Here is a 15,585-nt window from a genome sequence, read left to right as displayed (position 1 = left end):
ATTTGAGTCCCCCTCATATCGCAAGCTTTGGCGTGATACACCCCATTGGATGACGAAAAACGCCGGAAAACCACAGGGCGACGATGGTAGCGGGGAGCCGCTGGGGAACGCTATGGCATCCCGGCCGTTAGGCCTCAAACCAACCAGGAGATTTCGACATGGCCACCAAGCAAGGCAAGAAAGACAATCGCCTCTCCGACAAGGAGGCCATGCATATTGCCGAGACCACCGACGTTTCGCCCAAGCAAGCCAAGGACCTGGCCGAGAAGCACGGCAAGGACAAGGGCGCGAAGGAAGCCAAAAACTTCAAGGCAGAAGGCTGAACCTGAGATCGGTACGCAGGGGCACGGTTTGGCGCCAACGATTCAGGACGAACTGTCGTAGCCGGCGCGGCCTTCCTCCAGCAGCCGCCGGATCACCGCGACGCCGCCGGTGATGTCCTCGCGCCGCCTTGGCTGCGAGACGCCGAAACGCACGCCGTGAAAAACCTGCTCGGAACGCCCCGCCTTGAACTCGTCCTCGTCGTCGAGGAGCACGCCATTTTCGAGGCATGCGCTCCTGAACGTGCCGGACAGCCAGGGATCGGGCAGCGTCAGCCAGACGAAGGGCACGCTGCCGTGTGACTTGAAGGCGAAACCCGCCAGTGTCTCGCGCACGATGGCGATGCGGGCGGCAATTTCGGCAATGCTGCGTTTGCGGATATCGCCAGCCTGCCCAGACAGCACCAGCCGCGCATTCACCTCCGCCAGCAGGAACGGCATCCCGCCGGTCATCATCTTGTGGGCGACGCGGATGCGATGGCGATAGGCGGGCGGGCAGGAGAGCCAGCCGCCGCGAACACCTGCCGCGACCGATTTCGACAGACCGCCGGCGACAATGGTGCGCTCGGGTGCATATTCGGCGATGAGCGGCGTCGGATCTTCGGTCAGGCCGCCATAGAGATCGTCCTCGATGACGATGACATTGTACGCGCGCGCGACACGAGCGATCGCCTCGCGGCGCGAAACCGACAGGATCGCCAGCGTCGGGTTCTGCACCGTCGGCATCAGGAAGATCATCTTCGGGTGCTTTTGCGCGCAGACGCGTTCGAAATCCTCGGGATCGAGGCCTTCTTCGTCCGATGCCACCAGTGCTATGCGCCGCCCGATCAGCCCGGCGCTGCGGGCGATCTGCGAATAGGTGAGGTGCTCGAAGGCGACATAGTCGCCCGGTGTGGTCAGTGCCGAAATCGCCGCCATCACCGCGGCATGTGTGCCAAGCGTGGGAACGATGGTGTCGGCCGCCGGACGGAACGAATTGCGCGACAGCCAGCGGGCGCCGGCCTCGAACCAGCGCTCCGGAAAATCCCTGGTGTAGCTCGAAATCTCGTGCGGGTGATCCTGCACCGTGCGCGAGAGCATGTCAGCGACAATGGCGCCCTGGCCGATGTCGGGCGCGGCAGTGCTGTCGAAACGCAGCTTGCCGGGCGGTGCATCGACATAGCGCGTGCCTTGCACGGCCGGCTCGGCGAATTCGGGTGACGCCGCTTCCGATTGCTGCGCCAGCACATAGGTCCCGCGTCCGACTTCGCCGCTCACCAGCCCGCGTTCGCGCAGCAGCTGATAGGCCCGGCCGATCGTGCCGACCGTCGTGCCGATGTCATAGGCGAGATCGCGCTGCGGCGGCAATTTTGCCCCGGCATCGATGACGCCCTTGTCGATGTCCGACTCGATGCTGTCGGCAAGGCGCTGGTAAAGCGGGCCGGAACCGATGGTGAGGTCAGGGAGCCAATTTGTCATGGTGACAATTCTGTATATTGCACCAGATCGGGTGTCAATGCATATCAGAACCGTACCAAGATGGGTACAATTTGCAAGGTTGGCAGAAAAACAATGGATACAATCGAGACAATCCGCTGCGCGGGCATTGAATTGGTCGGGCCGTCCAGCCGGCGAGGCTTTGTCGGCCGGATCGTGCATGTGGTCAGATCGCTGGCGCGATGGATCGAAGCGTTGATCGAGCGCCGTCGCGGCCGCCTGGCCTTGCTGGAAATGACCGACGAGCAGCTCAGGGATATCGGTGTTTCGCGTGGCGACGCCTACCGTGAAGGAATCCGACGGCTCTGGGACTGACCCGGAGCCGGTTCGTCAACGACGGGTGCGCGGAGCCCTGAGGCGTGAGACGCCCCTATCGGCAAGCACGGCGAGGATGCACAGCACCAGGAAAACACCGGTGACGGCCAGCGCCGCAAGGGCGACGCTGGCCGCGCCGTTTTTCGCAACGTCGAGGAACGGGTAGGGCACTTCGCCTGCGATCGGTGCGCGCGCCAGCGCATAGGCGAGATAGGCGATCGGAAAGGCCATCCACCACGAAATGTCGCTCCAGCGTGTCCTGCCGTCAGCGCCTGCAACAAGCCACCACAGCACGAACAGCACCGGCGTCACATAGTGCAGCAGCACGTCACAGAGCAGGAACAGCCCCTGCGGCTGCCAGAGCTGCGCCAGAACTGTCGCGTAGACGATGAAGACCAGGGCGATGGAAGCCGCCACGCCCGCCCGCATCCGCGGCCCGGCAAAGGCCGGCAGCCAGGCGTAGCCCGAAGGCGACAGCAGCGAGACATGGACCAGCACTGCACCGATGTTGGTCAGGATGGTGAAGAAGCTGAACAGAAAGACGATGGAGCCGAGAAAACTGCGGCCGGCTTCCATCGATGCCGGGATGGTGATGCACGCTTGCAGGACAAGCCCGGCCAGACCGATGATCAATCCCGCAAACTGCAGGAAGCGGCCCATGGCGTCAGGCGGCCGCGTTGCAGGAGGGGTTGCCCGTTTGCCAGCGCGCAATGTCGGATCCGATGCGCGCGCCGAGCGGATCGTCCATCAGCGGACCGAACACGTCGACGCGGCTGGAATTGCCTTGCGCCTGGACGACCAGCAGCGGCTTGCCGCCATAATGCTTGGCCGGCACCAGCAGGAAGCGGGGCGTGCCGCTGAACGAATTCAGCTCATTGGCCATCTGATAGGATTTGAAGGCGGGATCCTTGCTGGCGATCCAGCATTTGTGGGCCGATATCGCTACCTGTTCCATGGCCAGCAGCGAAGCGCTCTTGCCCGTGGGGACCGGCGCGCTCTTCGGGCTGGACTGGCAGGACGCCAACGCCAAGCCGGCAGCAGCCAGGGGACCTAGGCGAACAATCGTCAGTCTCATGGTCAACCGCCCCCGCGTTTTGAAAGGTTCGAAGAGATATCAGGCGGCGATGCCGAGTGCGCCTTCGAACAGCGCCCGGCCGTCACTGCCGCCATGCGCGGCCTCGATCAGGTTTTCCGGATGCGGCATCAGGCCGAGCACATTGCCCTTCTCGCTGACGATACCGGCAATGTCGTTCATCGAGCCATTGGGATTGCTGCCCTCGGCATAGCGAAACACCACCTGTCCTTCGCCTTCGAGGCGCGCAAGCGTGTCGGTATCGGCGAAATAATTGCCGTCATGATGCGCAACCGGCGTGCGGATGATTTGGCCCGGCTGATAGCGGCGGGTGAACATGGTGTTGGCGTTGGCGATTTCGAGCTTCACCTCTCGGCAGACGAATTTCAGCGAGGCATTGCGCATCAGCGCGCCAGGCAAAAGGCCGGCTTCCACCAGAATCTGGAACCCGTTGCAGACGCCGATGACCATGACGCCCTTGGCCGCCTTTTCCGCCACCGCCCGCATGACCGGCATGCGCGCGGCAATGGCGCCGCAACGCAGATAGTCGCCGAACGAGAAGCCGCCGGGAATGGCGATCAGGTCCACATCAGGGATTTCGGTGTCGGTCTGCCAGACGGTCGCCGGCGCCTGCCCGGAAATCTTGGTCAGCGCCGCAATCATGTCGCGGTCGCGGTTGAGGCCGGGGAGAAGAACGACAGCTGATTTCATATCAAGCGATCTCCACCGCGTAATTCTCGATCACTGTGTTCGCCAGCAGCTTGTCGCACATGGCTTTCAGATCGGCTTCGGCCTTGGCCTTGTCGGTCTCTGAGAGCTCGAGGTCGAAGACCTTGCCCTGCCGCACCTGGCCGACGCCGCCGAACCCCAGTCCGGACAGAGCGTGCTCTATGGCTTTTCCCTGCGGGTCGAGCACGCCGTTCTTGAGGGTGACGGTGATGCGGGCCTTGATCATGCTGGACAGGTTCCTGTTCGAAGACTTAGCAATTCCAGGAAAAGTCTGAAGCGGTTTTTCGTCCGGAATCGCGTCAAGAAATGAAGACTTAGTGCGGCTTGCCTTTGAGGCCATCGGTCGAGGCGACGAGCACCGGGCCGGTCGGGCGCGGCGGCTCGTTCTCGTTCATGATGCCGAGGCGGCGGGCAACTTCCTGATAGGCTTCGACGAGGCCGCCCATATCGCGGCGGAAACGGTCCTTGTCGAGCTTGTCCTGCGTTGCCACGTCCCACAGCCGGCACGAATCCGGCGAGATCTCGTCGGCAACGACGATGCGCATCATGTCGCCCTCGAACAGGCGGCCGCATTCGATCTTGAAATCCACGAGCTGGATGCCGACACCCATGAACAGGCCGGAGAGGAAGTCGTTGACGCGGATGGCCAGCGCCATGACGTCGTCGATCTCCTGCGGGCTTGCCCAGCCGAAAGCGGTGATGTGCTCTTCCGACACCATCGGATCGTCGAGCGCATCGGCCTTATAATAGAATTCGATGATCGAGCGCGGCAGAACGGTGCCTTCCTCGATGCCGAGGCGCTTGGACAGCGAGCCGGCGGCGACATTGCGCACCACCACTTCGAGCGGAATGATCTCGACTTCCTTGATCAACTGCTCGCGCATGTTGAGCCGGCGGATGAAGTGGGTCGGAATGCCCATGCGGTTCAGATGGTTGAAGATGTACTCGGAAATGCGGTTGTTGAGCACACCCTTGCCGTCGATGACCTCATGTTTCTTCTTGTTGAATGCGGTCGCATCATCCTTGAAGAACTGGATAAGTGTGCCCGGTTCCGGTCCCTCATAGAGGATCTTGGCCTTGCCTTCATAAATGCGGCGGCGATTTTTCATCTGATTTTTCTCTGGATTTGCGGGCAGGCGGCAAGCGACCAGTTCCTGTCCGTCTGCCTAAATTGGTGCGGCGACGGGTGGGGTTCAATGCCGGGTCTATCCCAATCACAGCGTTTGCTCAATCGGCAAATCCTTTCCATCGACCGCTTTCAGGAATGAAATGCCGCAGCGCAGCAAGCGATGTAGCATATTGACCGGCCCGCGCCCTTTTGGTTTGTGCTGCGGCAGCACACATATCCATCACCAACGCGAATCGATTTCATCGGAGGGAAGCCATGAGCAGCATGAAAGACCGCGAAGAGGGTTTTGAGCGCAAATTCGCCTTCGACGAAGAACTTCGCTTCAAGGCTTCCGCACGCCGCAACAAGGCGCTCGGTCTGTGGGCCGCCGAAAAGCTGGGCAAATCCGGCACTGACGCCGACGCCTATGCCAAGGAAGTTGTGGTTTCCGACATCGAGGAAGCCGGCGATCACGACGTATTCCGCAAGATCCGCAAGGATTTCGACGCCGCCGGCGTCGACCAGACGGATCACCAGATCCGCCGCACCATGGACGAACTGATGGCGCAGGCGATCGAGCAGATCAAGAACACCTAGAGCGAGTAGCGCTGGACCAATCGACCGCCCGGTCCAGCCGGGCGGTTTTTCTTTGCCTTTTCAGCCTTTTCCGGCTGAAACTGTGCGTAGGCCTGTTACAAGGCTCTACCCAACGAGGAAAGCACCCATGTCCCTGAAGTCACGCCTGGCGGCGGATGAAACGCTGTTCACCGCCTGGTCCGGCGTTCCGGACGCTTTGACGGTCGAAATCATCGCCAAGCAGGGTTTTGACGCCGTCACCCTGGATATGCAGCATGGCGGACACCACGAAGACTCGGTCTTGCGCGGCCTGGTGCCGGTGCTGGCCGCCAACAAGCCGGCGCTGGTGCGCATTCCGGTCGGCCGCTTCGACATGGCCAGCCGCGCCCTCGATTTCGGTGCCGAGGCGGTGATTGCACCGATGGTGAATTCGGTGGCCGATGCAAAACTCTTTGCCGCGGCGATGAAATATCCGCCGATGGGCGAGCGCTCCTGGGGCCCGACCTATGCTTTTCCGCGCCATGGCAAAGGCGACCACGCCGAATGGCTGCGCGACACCAATCAACGCACCATGGCCTTTGCCATGGTCGAAACGCGCGCCGCACTCGATGCGCTGGACGGCATCCTCGACACGCCGGGCATTGACGGCATCTTCCTCGGCCCATCGGATTTCTCCATCGCATGGTCGAACGGCGCGACCGTCAATTCGACGCTGGAAAGCATGATGGAAACCGTCGCCTCCATCGCCGAGCGGACGCGCAAGGCGGGCAAGCATGCGGCGATCTACGTCGTTGAGCCGGCGATTGCCGGCCGCGTCGTGGCGATGGGCTACCGGCTGCTGGCGATGGGCTCGGACCATGCGCTGATTTCGCTCGGCGCAAAGACACTCATCAAAAGCATGAACGATTCGATCAAGGGCTGAGGCGTGGTGCCTTGCCCGGTCAGGCCTTGAGGTCGGTCAGGAACTTGGCGAAGGTCATCGACCCTTCCGGCCACGGGCCGAAGCCGGCATCCTCATTGAGGTGACCGGTTTCGCCGGCATCGATGAACAGCGAACCCCAGGCAGCGGCAATGTCCTCGGCAACCTCGAAGGCGCAGAACGGATCGTTGCGGCTGGCGATGACGATGGACGGGAAGGGCAGCGGTTCGCGCGCATAGGGACCAAAGGTCATCAGGTGACGCGGCCTTATCTCCGGGTTGGCGACGTCGGGCGGCGCGACAAAAAACGCGCCGGCGACCGGCTTCCTGAACTGCGGAATGGCCTGCACCGCGGCCGCCACACCGAGGGAATGGGCAACGATCACCACCGGCCGCTCGGCCTCGTTGACAGCGTTCGCCACGCTCGTCGTCCAGTCCTCGCGCACCGGCTTCGACCACTCCGCCTGTTCGACCCGACGCGCTGTCGACAGTTTCGACTGCCAGCGTGTCTGCCAGTGTTCAGGGCCGGAATTGGTGTAGCCCGGCACGATCAGAATATCTGCGTCTTTGACTTTCATGGCGCTGAGATAGCGAGCGGCCGTGTCTCGTGCAACCCGCGCTGACGCATGCGGTGCATCACAATTGTGAACAACCTGTTCGATTCTTTCCATCTTGTGTGAACGATCAGGATCGACGATTTGAGGCAGGAAGAGATGGACAACAGAATAGACTGGTGGCGCGGCCTGGGATAATGCGCTGAACGGAGGTTTTATGAGCGAACTGCCTTTTGCCGCGACGACCCCCGTCAGCGTGTCACGCGTGGGCCTGAAGGCGCGCGACGCCGAAGGACTTGCCGATTACTACCGGGCTGTTGTCGGCCTGCAGGAATTGAGCCGCGCCGATGGCGCCATCACGCTGGGCGCTGCCGAGCGCCCGCTGCTGGTCATCGAGCCTGACGCAGCGGCCAAGCCCGACGATCCGCGCAGCGCCGGCCTGTTCCACACCGCTTTCCTGCTGCCCAGCCGCGCCGATCTCGGCCGCTGGATAAACCACGCCGCCGCCAACAAGATCCGCATCGAGGGCGCCTCCGACCATCTGGTCAGCGAGGCTCTCTACCTGACCGACCCCGAAGGCAACGGCATTGAAATCTATAGGGACCGTCTGCCGCAGGAGTGGAAGTGGAACGGCGACAAGATCGCCATGGCGACCGAGCGGCTGAACCTGGCTGCCGTGGTTGGCAGCGTGCCGGCCGGTGACGCCGGCTGGCAGGGCGCGCCGCAAAACAGCATTGTCGGCCATGTCCATCTGCGCGTCGGCCGGCCGGAAGATGCCGAGGCCTGGTGGCACGACGAATTTGGCTTCGACACGGTCGCTAAGTATGGAGGGCAGGCGGTGTTCCTGTCGTCGGGAGGCTACCACCATCATATCGGTGGCAATTCGTGGCACAGCGCCGGCGCCGGGCGCCGCGATCCGTCCCGCTCAGGGCTGGCCTGGGTCGAGATGCGCTCGGACAAGGCAACCGAGGAAACGAGCCGTGAAGATCCGTGGGGCACGGTTATCCGCACCGTGCCGGGCACCGCAGGCTGAGCGGCGGTTCGGGTCCTACACCGAGCCGGCGGCGTAGCCCGTCAGCAGCCCGTGCGCCCAGTTGTCGAATCCGGTCGCCGTGGCGCGGCCGGATGCTTCGGTCCAGTCATAATTGACCACGTGATGGCTGAACGACCATTGTCCGTCCTTGCGCGTAGCGAGGGCGTAGCGGGCATGCGGACTGCCGGTCACGGTCAGGCCGGGGAATGTCTGGACGCCGACGCTGCCGGGATTGAGGATTGTCCGGTTGTCCGACAAGCGCACAACGCGCGGCGTATGTGTATGGCCGCACAAGGTCAGCCCGGCGCCGGCGCTGCCCAGCTTGTGCCTGATCTGCTTTTCATTGGACGGGTGGAAGTGGCTGCCTCCGTCTTCCTCGAGCAGGAACACGTCGTCGTCACTGGGGCTGCCATGGCAAAGCAGGATGTCCTGGGCAGGCGACAGGGTGACCGGCAATGCCGAGAGCCAGGTCAATGACGCCTGGGACAGGCATTGGTGGGTGAAAGCATCGACGTCTTCCAACCCGGAAGCAGGCGGCTCGACCAGCACACGGTCGTGATTGCCGCGCACGGTCGGCCAATTCTGTGCAATCAGATATTGCGCGGTTTCTTAAGGCCATAGCGGCCCGGAGAGACAATCGCCCAGATTGACGATTATGTCGGGAGAAGCGTCTTTGATCTGCGCATGAACCGCCTCAAGCGCGCGCAGGTTCCCATGGATGTCGGAAAGGACAGCCAGCCGCATGGAAGATCCTATCCGAAAACCCGCTTGAAGATCGTGTCGACATGCTTGGTGTGATAGCCCAGGTCGAATTTCTCGCGGATCTCGGCTTCGGGCAGCGCTGCGGTGACTTCCTTGTCGGCCAACAATTCCTCAAGGAAATCAGCGCCATGTTCCCATACCTTCATGGCGTTGCGCTGCACCAGGCGGTAGGCGTCCTCGCGGCTGACGCCGGCTTGCGTCAGCGCCAAAAGCACGCGCTGCGAATGCACAAGGCCACGGAACTTGTTCATGTTCTTCAGCATGTTGTCGGGATAGACCAGCAATTTGTCGATGACGCCGGTCAACCGCGACAGCGCGAAATCGAGTGTTATCGTGGCGTCCGGGCCGACCATGCGCTCGACCGAGGAATGCGAAATGTCGCGCTCGTGCCAGAGCGCCACATTCTCCATCGCCGGCAGCGCCATGGAGCGCACCATGCGGGCAAGGCCGGTGAGGTTTTCGGTCAGCACCGGGTTGCGCTTGTGCGGCATTGCCGACGAGCCCTTCTGGCCCGGCGAAAAATACTCTTCCGCTTCCAGCACCTCGGTGCGCTGCAGATGGCGGATCTCAGTCGCCAGCCGCTCGACCGACGAGGCGATGACGCCGAGCGTGGCAAAGAACATGGCATGGCGGTCGCGAGGGATGACCTGCGTCGACACCGGCTCCGGCTTCAGCCCAAGCTTTTTCGCCACATGTTCTTCGACATAGGGATCGATGTTGGCGAAGGTGCCGATCGCGCCCGATATGGCGCAGGTGGCAATATCCTCCCGCGCGTGCACCAGCCGCTCGCGGCAGCGTGAGAACTCGGCATAGGCCTGCGCCAGCTTGACGCCGAACGTGGTCGGCTCGGCATGAATGCCGTGGCTGCGGCCGATGGTGATGGTGTCCTTGTGCTCGAAGGCCCGGCGTTTCAGCGCGGCGAGCAGGCCGTCGAGGTCGGCCAGCAGGATATCGCTGGCGCGGCTGAGCTGCACCGCAAGGCAGGTGTCGAGAACATCCGATGAGGTCATGCCCTGGTGGATGAAACGCGCATCCGGCCCGACGAATTCGGCCAGATGGGTGAGGAAGGCGATGACGTCGTGCTTGGTCACGGCCTCGATCTCGTCGATCTTGCCGACGTCGAATTGGGCGGCGCCGCCTTTTTCCCAGATGGTTTTGGCGGCTTCCCTGGGAATGACGCCGAGCTCGGCCAGCGCATCGCAGGCATGGGCCTCGATCTCGAACCAGATGCGGAAGCGGGTTTCCGGGGACCAGATGGCGACCATTTCCGGCCGGGAATAGCGAGGGATCATCCGTCAGTCCTGATGTGTCCGTGGTTAAGTGCGCGTCCTAACAGAGGCGGACCGAATGCTCAACGCTGCTGGCGCGCAAACCACACGCTGGCGGCGGCAAGCGCGATGAATCCGAGCGGAAAATAGAGCCTGATACCCAGCACCACGAATTGGTAGAGCGCCGTCAGCGAGGTGAAGACCAGTTCGAACGCCCACCGGGCGGTGAAGGCCTCCGCGTGCCATTCGGCATAGTAGGAGCGGTATTGCAGCGCAAACAACCCGCCGGTGAAGGCGAGCGTCGTGGCAAGCAGGCAGACGAAGGCGGCGGCGAACGCCACCTCCCAATGCCGGTCGAGCGAGACCAGCCGCGCCGCGAACAACCCGACGGGAAAGGCCAATGCCGCGCCGGTCGCAAACAGCAGGGCGACGAAGCGGATCTTTTCCGGGGTCTCCCAATTGTCGAGCCAAAGACCGGTCAGCGCGCTGGCGCCCATGGCCATCGCCCACAGCAAGGCGCCGACAAGCGCCGTGCCCGTCGATGGTACGGCGCGGCTGACGCGATTTCCGGCGCGCTTGCGCCAACTGGATTGATCGAGCGATGTCACAGGCGTCCGGTCACGGCGATCCAGCGAAAATCCGGCCCTTCGAAGCCGTATTGGCGCACCGCGATCAGCACCGCATAGGCGCTGATGCTGTCCATCGAGAACGTCTGCACCGCGCCGATCCTGTAGCCGTTGGGGCAGCCACGGCTTTTCGGGATCGATTTATCCTCATGCAGCAGATGGGTCCGGCCGCCATCCCTGGCCTCGATCCGCAGCAGGCGAAAACCGTTGACCTCGCCCTGGCTCTGGCAGCTTTCGGTGTCATTCATGCCGATCTCGTCCAGCCGGAATTCCAGCGGCGGGTCGACCGGCGAAAAGATCGGCCGTGGGTTGACCACCATGCGGAACGGGTCGGCCGACAATTCGGTCACCGGGTTGAAGCCGGCGGTGATGCCGCGGTTGGCGGTAAGCTCGGCCTGGGCAATGATTGCTTCGCCTTTTTGCCTGGCTTGCTGACGGGCCGTCTCGAGCGAGGCGGTCTCATCCTCCAGCCGGACCCGGATTGGCGTGCCCTTCAGGAACGTGTCGTCGGCGGTGTTGATGTAGTAGCGATTGGCATAGGGAAAGCCCGAACCGTCTGCCACACCATATTCCTCGAAGGTGAAGACGCTGCCATCCTTGCTGAAGCCGAGGATTTCAAGCTCGGCGACATCGCCCGCTCGGGCGGCCATGGCGGATGCGAGATGGACCAGCAGGCAAACGCCAATCAGGACGAGATTTCGCATCGGGGTTCCGCTCCGCCTGCCGTGGTTCGATCGTTCCCTATCACGAGACAGTCAAAACATCGTGCTATTCGAAAGGCGATGCATCCAATTTCGCCTCTGTTTGTTATCGTCGATCGTTTTCAAAAGGAGAACACCCCATGACTGAGGCCAGCAAGATTCGCGAGCATATGGAAGTGGTCGGCGCCGACGGCGTTCACATCGGCACCGTCGACAGGGTCGATGGCGAGCGGATCAAGTTGACCAAGGCCGACAGCGGCGAGGGCACCCATCAGGGGCATCACCACTACATTCCCTTGAGCCTGCTTGCCGAGGTCGAGGGCCAGAAAGTCTGGCTGTCGGCGAATTCGGATGTCGCGGTCAGCTTCGAGGAAGAGGAGTCCGACCCGACCTGACTGAAAGTCAGCGCGACGACCACACCGGAAACAGATCGCCATCGGCCGGCGTCGCGGCATGGATGCCGCGGCTGATGGCGCGCGCCATGGTGGCGCCGGCGGCGGCAAAGAAATCGACGGCATCGTCGGCGCTGAGTTCTATGCCGCTCTTGCCCGTCGCCAGCGCGAACACCAGATCGCCGTCGGCCGGCGTGTGCACCGGCCAGATGGCGCGCACGAAGCCGTCATGCGCTGAAATGGCCAGCCGCTTGGCTGCCGCCTTGGTCAGCACGGCATCGGTGGCGATGACGGCGATGGTGGTGTTGCCACCGGCCTCGACTTGTCCACCGACACGCTTGTCGCGGTATTTCAACAGGATCCGCCTGGCGTCGTCCGGCATCGGCGAGGGATAGCCGAGGCCTCCGAACTCATCGCCGATCTCGAAGGGTGCCGCCCAGAAATAGCGTGTACGCGCAATCGTCACCGAGCCGGTCGGGTTGGCGGCGGCGAGCGCGCCGATGGTGATGCCGCTGTCGAGCGCGGTCGAGGCCGAGCCGAGGCCGCCCTTCAGCCCGGAGCTTAGCGCGCCGGTGCCGGCGCCGATTGTGCCGAGCGGAAAGTCGACTGTTGCCGCCTGGGCGGCTTCGTAGCCGAGGTCGCGGTAGGGAGGATAACGGCCCCAATCCTTGTCGCCGCCATTGCGCAGGTCAAACAGGATCGCCGCCGGCACGACCGGCACCCGAAAGCCGCCGACATCGACGCCAATGCCTTTTTCACGCAACGCCGCCTGCACGCCCGACGCGGCGTCGAGGCCGAAGGCCGAACCGCCCGAAAGCACGACGGCATGAACCGCCTCGATGGAATTGTGCGGTTCGAGCAAATCGGTCTCGCGCGTGCCCGGCGCGCCGCCGAGGATCTGCACGCCACCGACCGCCGGTTCGTCGCACAATACGGTGGTGACGCCCGATTTCAGCTTGGCGTCCGACGCGTTGCCGACGCGCAGGCCGGCGACATCGGTGATCAGATTGCGCGGCCCGGTGCGAAACATCAGTTCGTCTCCGCCGGCACGAAACGCGTCCCGTCGAAGCGGAAGGCGCGATAGAGGTTTTGGCTCAGATCGCCTTTGTCGTCGAACCGCAGCGGGCCGATCGCGGTGGTGAAATCGTGCCCGGTTAGCGCGTCGGCCAGCCCCTTGCCCGAGGTCTCGGGCGCGGCCGAGGCCGCCTTGGCAATCTCCACCGCCGCATAGGCCGGCAAGGCATAGCCATCCGGCGCGATGTTTTTGGCCGTAAACGCCGCCAGCACCTTGGGATCGGCGACATCGGCCCATTCCGGCGGCGCGATCATCAGCGTGCCGACGGCGTAAGGCACATCGCCGGGTGGCGTGCGCAAATTCTCGCCGCCGGCAAAGACAATGCCGGCCTCGAGCTGGCCGGCGTCGCGGCCCATAATGGCGATGTCGTCGCCGTCGCCACCGGCAAAGACATGCGTGGCGCCCGCCTTCTTCAGCCGGCCGATCAGCCCGATCTGGTTGTCGAGCTGGGGCCGGAACGTGTCTGTGAAGACCGGCTTCAGCGCTGCCTGCTCCGCTGCGGCGCGCAGCGTCTCGGCGATTTCGCGGCCATAGATTGTGCCGTCATCGACGATGGCGAACAATTCGCTCTGCCACAGCCGGGTCAGGATGGCGGCCACCGCATTGCGCTCGTCATCGCCGCGCGGCCCCAGCCGATAGGCCGGCCAGCCGGTTTTGGCGCGGCGATCGGTCAGGCTTTCGGTGCGCACGCCAACGGTGATGACCGGTATGTCAGCGTCCTTGAGGATCGGCAGCGCCGCCTGGATCGCCTCGGTGCAGAGGAAGCCGACGACGACCTTGACCTTCGCCGCCGCGAACTCCCTCGCGGCGGCGGCGCCGCCATCGGCTGTGCAGGCATCGTCGACCGTCTTGATCTCGGCGCCGTTGGCTTCTGCTGCCAGGGCAGCACCCGCCTCGATCTGCTTGCCCAGGATCGCCGACGGACCGGACAGGGGTGCGGCGACGCCGACAAGCAAAGTCTGCGCGCCGGCGCTTGCCGGCAGCAGCCAGAGCAGTGCCGCTATTACAGCTGTTAGGGGTCGCATTCTGACGACGAATTCCTCCGTGCCGGTCGCATGCTTCCAGCGTCTCTTCCGCCAAGACCTAAAGGCTGCCCGCCCCAGGCGCAACACGGGAATTTGCGGATTGGCGTCAAGCACTTCGCTTGTGGCCTATTGTGTGCCGCCATATATAACGCTTGGATTCCCGCTTATGGAAAATCATCGGTGTTGAAGTTGAACGACATAGGGCCCCAGGCCTATCGCGACGCGATGGCGCATTTTGCCGGCCATGTCCATGTGGTGACCACCGACGGGGCCGCCGGCAAACGCGGCACGACGGTGATTGCCGCCTGTTCGGTGTCGGACACGCCGCCGACGGTTCTCGTCTGTCTGAACCGCGAGAATGCCAAGAACGAGCTGTTCATGCAAAACGGCCGGTTTGCGCTGAACACGCTGGCTTCGCACCAGCAGCCCCTATCGGTGGCGTTTTCAGGCCTGACCGGGCTGTCGGCCGATGAGCGTTTCGCGCTTGGCGAGTGGGATGTCATATCGACGGGCGCGCCTACCCTGAAGGGCGCTCTTGCGGTTTTCGACTGCGAATTGATCGACACCAAGGATCTCGCCACCCATCGTGTGCTTTTTGGCAAGGTGACAGGCCTGCGCATGGGCGATAATTTGCGGCCGCTGATCTACCACGCCCGCGACTACCACGTGCTGCAGAGCGGAGCAGAGGCGGCAACGGAGAAAGAATGACCGAGCTGAAACCGCGCCCCGCGCCGCGGACGATCGACGAAACGCTCGATCTCCTGACCGGCGCGGACTACGTCGCGGACCGCTCGCTGGCAACGGTGCTGTTCCTGTCCCTGCGCATGCAGCGGCCGCTGTTCCTTGAAGGGGAGGCCGGTGTCGGCAAGACCGAGATCGCCAAGGTGCTGGCGCAGGCACTCGGCCGCCGGCTGATCCGCCTGCAATGCTATGAAGGGCTTGACGTCTCGTCCGCTGTCTATGAGTGGAATTACGCCGCGCAGATGATAGAGATCCGCATGGAGGAGGCGGCAGGCTCGGTCGACCGCTCCGACATGGAGCGCAATGTCTTTTCCGAAAAATACCTGATCCGCCGCCCGGTGCTCGATGCGCTGACCGGCAAGGCGGGTGCGGCCCCGGTGTTCCTGATCGATGAGCTCGACCGCACCGACGAGGCTTTCGAAGCATTCCTGCTCGAAATCCTGTCCGATTTCCAGGTGACGGTGCCTGAGCTCGGCACCATCAAGGCGGAGGAGCCGCCGATCGTCATCATCACCACCAACCGCACCCGCGAAATCCACGACGCGCTGAAGCGGCGCTGCCTCTATCACTGGGTCGACTATCCCAATGCCGAGCGCGAGCTGGAGATCGTGCGCCGCAAGGTGCCGCAGGCCAACAGCCGACTTTCCGCGGAAGTGGTGTCGTTCATCCAGAAGCTGCGCCGGGTCGAGCTGTTCAAGGCGCCGGGTGTCGCCGAAACCATCGACTGGGCCGGCGCGCTGACCGAACTCGACAAGGTGGCGCTCGATCCCGAAACCGTCTCCGACACGATCGGCGTTTTGTTGAAATACCAGGACGACATTGCCCGCATCGGCGCGGGCGAGGGCCGGCGCATCCTCGATGAGGTCAAGGCCGAACTGGCGGCGGCGGAGTAGG

Annotated in this window: 22 protein-coding genes; 8 read left to right on the top strand and 14 right to left on the bottom strand. The window is 63.3% G+C overall.

Annotated features, from left to right (window positions below):
• Window positions 1-158: 158 nt before the first annotated feature.
• Window positions 159-323 carry a hypothetical protein gene (locus tag NKI37_RS01545; RefSeq protein WP_023669098.1) on the top strand — a complete coding sequence of 55 codons (165 nt, stop codon included), beginning with the start codon at window positions 159-161 and terminating at the stop codon, window positions 321-323.
• Between the two features lie 42 nt (window positions 324-365).
• On the opposite strand, the gene NKI37_RS01540 is transcribed toward NKI37_RS01545, so the two are convergent.
• On the bottom strand, window positions 366-1,778 hold the full coding sequence (locus NKI37_RS01540; protein ID WP_352788283.1) for an aminotransferase-like domain-containing protein: 1,413 nt from the start codon (window positions 1,776-1,778) through the stop codon (window positions 366-368).
• A 93-nt stretch (window positions 1,779-1,871) separates the two neighbouring features.
• Between NKI37_RS01540 and NKI37_RS01535 the strand changes: the two genes are divergently transcribed.
• On the top strand, window positions 1,872-2,111 hold the full coding sequence (locus tag NKI37_RS01535) for a DUF1127 domain-containing protein (protein WP_023706460.1): 240 nt from the start codon (window positions 1,872-1,874) through the stop codon (window positions 2,109-2,111).
• A gap of 15 nt (window positions 2,112-2,126) precedes the next feature.
• On the opposite strand, the gene NKI37_RS01530 is transcribed toward NKI37_RS01535, so the two are convergent.
• From NKI37_RS01530 to purC, 5 genes are all read right to left on the bottom strand, one after another.
• The gene (locus tag NKI37_RS01530; protein ID WP_023669095.1) at window positions 2,127-2,771 is read right to left on the bottom strand and encodes a Pr6Pr family membrane protein; all 645 of its coding nucleotides are present in this window, start codon (window positions 2,769-2,771) and stop codon (window positions 2,127-2,129) included.
• A gap of 4 nt (window positions 2,772-2,775) precedes the next feature.
• Window positions 2,776-3,186, bottom strand: coding sequence for a hypothetical protein (locus NKI37_RS01525; protein WP_023669094.1), 411 nt, complete (start codon window positions 3,184-3,186; stop codon window positions 2,776-2,778).
• Between the two features lie 39 nt (window positions 3,187-3,225).
• Window positions 3,226-3,894 (bottom strand): phosphoribosylformylglycinamidine synthase subunit PurQ, encoded by a 669-nt coding sequence (gene purQ / locus NKI37_RS01520; RefSeq protein ID WP_023724198.1) that lies wholly within the window; start codon window positions 3,892-3,894, stop codon window positions 3,226-3,228.
• Window position 3,895: 1 nt separating this feature from the next.
• Window positions 3,896-4,138, bottom strand: coding sequence for a phosphoribosylformylglycinamidine synthase subunit PurS (gene purS / locus NKI37_RS01515; protein ID WP_023669092.1), 243 nt, complete (start codon window positions 4,136-4,138; stop codon window positions 3,896-3,898).
• A gap of 88 nt (window positions 4,139-4,226) precedes the next feature.
• Window positions 4,227-5,021: a phosphoribosylaminoimidazolesuccinocarboxamide synthase gene (gene purC / locus NKI37_RS01510; protein WP_013532127.1), complete on the bottom strand. Its 795-nt coding sequence runs from the start codon at window positions 5,019-5,021 to the stop codon at window positions 4,227-4,229.
• Between the two features lie 275 nt (window positions 5,022-5,296).
• Here purC and NKI37_RS01505 point away from each other — a divergent pair, with 275 nt between their 5' ends.
• Together NKI37_RS01505 and NKI37_RS01500 are read left to right on the top strand one after the other, a co-directional pair.
• Window positions 5,297-5,617 (top strand): DUF1476 domain-containing protein, encoded by a 321-nt coding sequence (locus NKI37_RS01505; protein WP_023834165.1) that lies wholly within the window; start codon window positions 5,297-5,299, stop codon window positions 5,615-5,617.
• Window positions 5,618-5,744: 127 nt separating this feature from the next.
• The gene (locus NKI37_RS01500; protein ID WP_023715987.1) at window positions 5,745-6,518 is read left to right on the top strand and encodes an HpcH/HpaI aldolase family protein; all 774 of its coding nucleotides are present in this window, start codon (window positions 5,745-5,747) and stop codon (window positions 6,516-6,518) included.
• A gap of 19 nt (window positions 6,519-6,537) precedes the next feature.
• Here the strand turns inward: NKI37_RS01500 and NKI37_RS01495 are convergent, their stop codons facing one another.
• Entirely contained in the window at window positions 6,538-7,092 is a 555-nt protein-coding gene (locus tag NKI37_RS01495) for an RBBP9/YdeN family alpha/beta hydrolase (RefSeq protein ID WP_023690188.1), read from the bottom strand.
• Window positions 7,093-7,285: 193 nt separating this feature from the next.
• On the opposite strand from NKI37_RS01495, the gene NKI37_RS01490 reads away from it, so the two are divergent.
• Complete coding sequence (locus NKI37_RS01490) at window positions 7,286-8,101, top strand: VOC family protein (protein ID WP_023697576.1); 816 nt, start codon at window positions 7,286-7,288, stop codon at window positions 8,099-8,101.
• A 15-nt stretch (window positions 8,102-8,116) separates the two neighbouring features.
• On the opposite strand, the gene NKI37_RS01485 is transcribed toward NKI37_RS01490, so the two are convergent.
• From NKI37_RS01485 to NKI37_RS01470, 5 genes are all read right to left on the bottom strand, one after another.
• Window positions 8,117-8,671: a metallophosphoesterase family protein gene (locus NKI37_RS01485; protein WP_502896327.1), complete on the bottom strand. Its 555-nt coding sequence runs from the start codon at window positions 8,669-8,671 to the stop codon at window positions 8,117-8,119.
• 39 nt (window positions 8,672-8,710) lie between these two features.
• Entirely contained in the window at window positions 8,711-8,845 is a 135-nt protein-coding gene (locus tag NKI37_RS31905) for a metallophosphoesterase family protein (RefSeq protein ID WP_502896328.1), read from the bottom strand.
• 8 nt (window positions 8,846-8,853) lie between these two features.
• Window positions 8,854-10,155 carry an adenylosuccinate lyase gene (purB, locus tag NKI37_RS01480; protein WP_023690185.1) on the bottom strand — a complete coding sequence of 434 codons (1,302 nt, stop codon included), beginning with the start codon at window positions 10,153-10,155 and terminating at the stop codon, window positions 8,854-8,856.
• A 59-nt stretch (window positions 10,156-10,214) separates the two neighbouring features.
• Window positions 10,215-10,634, bottom strand: a complete 420-nt coding sequence (locus NKI37_RS01475; protein ID WP_245261354.1) for a hypothetical protein — start codon at window positions 10,632-10,634, stop codon at window positions 10,215-10,217.
• A gap of 101 nt (window positions 10,635-10,735) precedes the next feature.
• Window positions 10,736-11,461 (bottom strand): DUF2259 domain-containing protein, encoded by a 726-nt coding sequence (locus NKI37_RS01470; protein ID WP_023690183.1) that lies wholly within the window; start codon window positions 11,459-11,461, stop codon window positions 10,736-10,738.
• A 137-nt stretch (window positions 11,462-11,598) separates the two neighbouring features.
• On the opposite strand from NKI37_RS01470, the gene NKI37_RS01465 reads away from it, so the two are divergent.
• The gene (locus NKI37_RS01465; RefSeq protein WP_023690182.1) at window positions 11,599-11,853 is read left to right on the top strand and encodes a DUF2171 domain-containing protein; all 255 of its coding nucleotides are present in this window, start codon (window positions 11,599-11,601) and stop codon (window positions 11,851-11,853) included.
• A gap of 7 nt (window positions 11,854-11,860) precedes the next feature.
• Here the strand turns inward: NKI37_RS01465 and NKI37_RS01460 are convergent, their stop codons facing one another.
• Window positions 11,861-12,880 (bottom strand): P1 family peptidase, encoded by a 1,020-nt coding sequence (locus NKI37_RS01460; RefSeq protein WP_352788288.1) that lies wholly within the window; start codon window positions 12,878-12,880, stop codon window positions 11,861-11,863.
• Complete coding sequence (locus tag NKI37_RS01455) at window positions 12,880-13,950, bottom strand: branched-chain amino acid ABC transporter substrate-binding protein (protein WP_352788290.1); 1,071 nt, start codon at window positions 13,948-13,950, stop codon at window positions 12,880-12,882. Before NKI37_RS01455 ends, NKI37_RS01460 begins: the two co-directional genes overlap by 1 nt.
• A 180-nt stretch (window positions 13,951-14,130) precedes the next feature.
• Here NKI37_RS01455 and NKI37_RS01450 point away from each other — a divergent pair, with 180 nt between their 5' ends.
• Both NKI37_RS01450 and NKI37_RS01445 read left to right on the top strand, forming a co-directional pair.
• The gene (locus NKI37_RS01450; RefSeq protein ID WP_352788292.1) at window positions 14,131-14,658 is read left to right on the top strand and encodes a flavin reductase; all 528 of its coding nucleotides are present in this window, start codon (window positions 14,131-14,133) and stop codon (window positions 14,656-14,658) included.
• Window positions 14,655-15,584: an AAA family ATPase gene (locus NKI37_RS01445; RefSeq protein ID WP_023700847.1), complete on the top strand. Its 930-nt coding sequence runs from the start codon at window positions 14,655-14,657 to the stop codon at window positions 15,582-15,584. Before NKI37_RS01450 ends, NKI37_RS01445 begins: the two co-directional genes overlap by 4 nt.
• The last annotated feature ends 1 nt before the right edge of the window (window position 15,585 follow it).

Source organism: Mesorhizobium sp. M0626 (assembly GCF_040320665.1).
Classification (GTDB): Bacteria; Pseudomonadota; Alphaproteobacteria; order Rhizobiales; family Rhizobiaceae; genus Mesorhizobium.
Note: the sequence above shows the minus strand (reverse complement) of the source record. Positions and strands in the feature narration are given on the sequence as shown.

Excerpts from the sequence above, each read along its gene's own strand:
- NKI37_RS31905 (WP_502896328.1), bottom strand. The coding sequence starts at position 8,845 with ATGCGGCTGGCTGTCCTTTCCGACATCCATGGGAACCTGCGCGCGCTT.
- purS (WP_023669092.1), bottom strand. The coding sequence starts at position 4,138 with ATGATCAAGGCCCGCATCACCGTCACCCTCAAGAACGGCGTGCTCGAC.
- NKI37_RS01465 (WP_023690182.1), top strand. The coding sequence starts at position 11,599 with ATGACTGAGGCCAGCAAGATTCGCGAGCATATGGAAGTGGTCGGCGCC.
- NKI37_RS01545 (WP_023669098.1), top strand. The coding sequence starts at position 159 with ATGGCCACCAAGCAAGGCAAGAAAGACAATCGCCTCTCCGACAAGGAG.
- NKI37_RS01540 (WP_352788283.1), bottom strand. The coding sequence starts at position 1,778 with ATGACAAATTGGCTCCCTGACCTCACCATCGGTTCCGGCCCGCTTTAC.
- NKI37_RS01530 (WP_023669095.1), bottom strand. The coding sequence starts at position 2,771 with ATGGGCCGCTTCCTGCAGTTTGCGGGATTGATCATCGGTCTGGCCGGG.
- NKI37_RS01495 (WP_023690188.1), bottom strand. The coding sequence starts at position 7,092 with ATGAAAGTCAAAGACGCAGATATTCTGATCGTGCCGGGCTACACCAAT.
- NKI37_RS01455 (WP_352788290.1), bottom strand. The coding sequence starts at position 13,950 with ATGCGACCCCTAACAGCTGTAATAGCGGCACTGCTCTGGCTGCTGCCG.
- NKI37_RS01505 (WP_023834165.1), top strand. The coding sequence starts at position 5,297 with ATGAGCAGCATGAAAGACCGCGAAGAGGGTTTTGAGCGCAAATTCGCC.
- NKI37_RS01445 (WP_023700847.1), top strand. The coding sequence starts at position 14,655 with ATGACCGAGCTGAAACCGCGCCCCGCGCCGCGGACGATCGACGAAACG.
- NKI37_RS01490 (WP_023697576.1), top strand. The coding sequence starts at position 7,286 with ATGAGCGAACTGCCTTTTGCCGCGACGACCCCCGTCAGCGTGTCACGC.
- purQ (WP_023724198.1), bottom strand. The coding sequence starts at position 3,894 with ATGAAATCAGCTGTCGTTCTTCTCCCCGGCCTCAACCGCGACCGCGAC.
- NKI37_RS01525 (WP_023669094.1), bottom strand. The coding sequence starts at position 3,186 with ATGAGACTGACGATTGTTCGCCTAGGTCCCCTGGCTGCTGCCGGCTTG.
- purC (WP_013532127.1), bottom strand. The coding sequence starts at position 5,021 with ATGAAAAATCGCCGCCGCATTTATGAAGGCAAGGCCAAGATCCTCTAT.
- NKI37_RS01535 (WP_023706460.1), top strand. The coding sequence starts at position 1,872 with ATGGATACAATCGAGACAATCCGCTGCGCGGGCATTGAATTGGTCGGG.
- NKI37_RS01460 (WP_352788288.1), bottom strand. The coding sequence starts at position 12,880 with ATGTTTCGCACCGGGCCGCGCAATCTGATCACCGATGTCGCCGGCCTG.
- NKI37_RS01500 (WP_023715987.1), top strand. The coding sequence starts at position 5,745 with ATGTCCCTGAAGTCACGCCTGGCGGCGGATGAAACGCTGTTCACCGCC.
- purB (WP_023690185.1), bottom strand. The coding sequence starts at position 10,155 with ATGATCCCTCGCTATTCCCGGCCGGAAATGGTCGCCATCTGGTCCCCG.
- NKI37_RS01475 (WP_245261354.1), bottom strand. The coding sequence starts at position 10,634 with ATGGCCATGGGCGCCAGCGCGCTGACCGGTCTTTGGCTCGACAATTGG.
- NKI37_RS01470 (WP_023690183.1), bottom strand. The coding sequence starts at position 11,461 with ATGCGAAATCTCGTCCTGATTGGCGTTTGCCTGCTGGTCCATCTCGCA.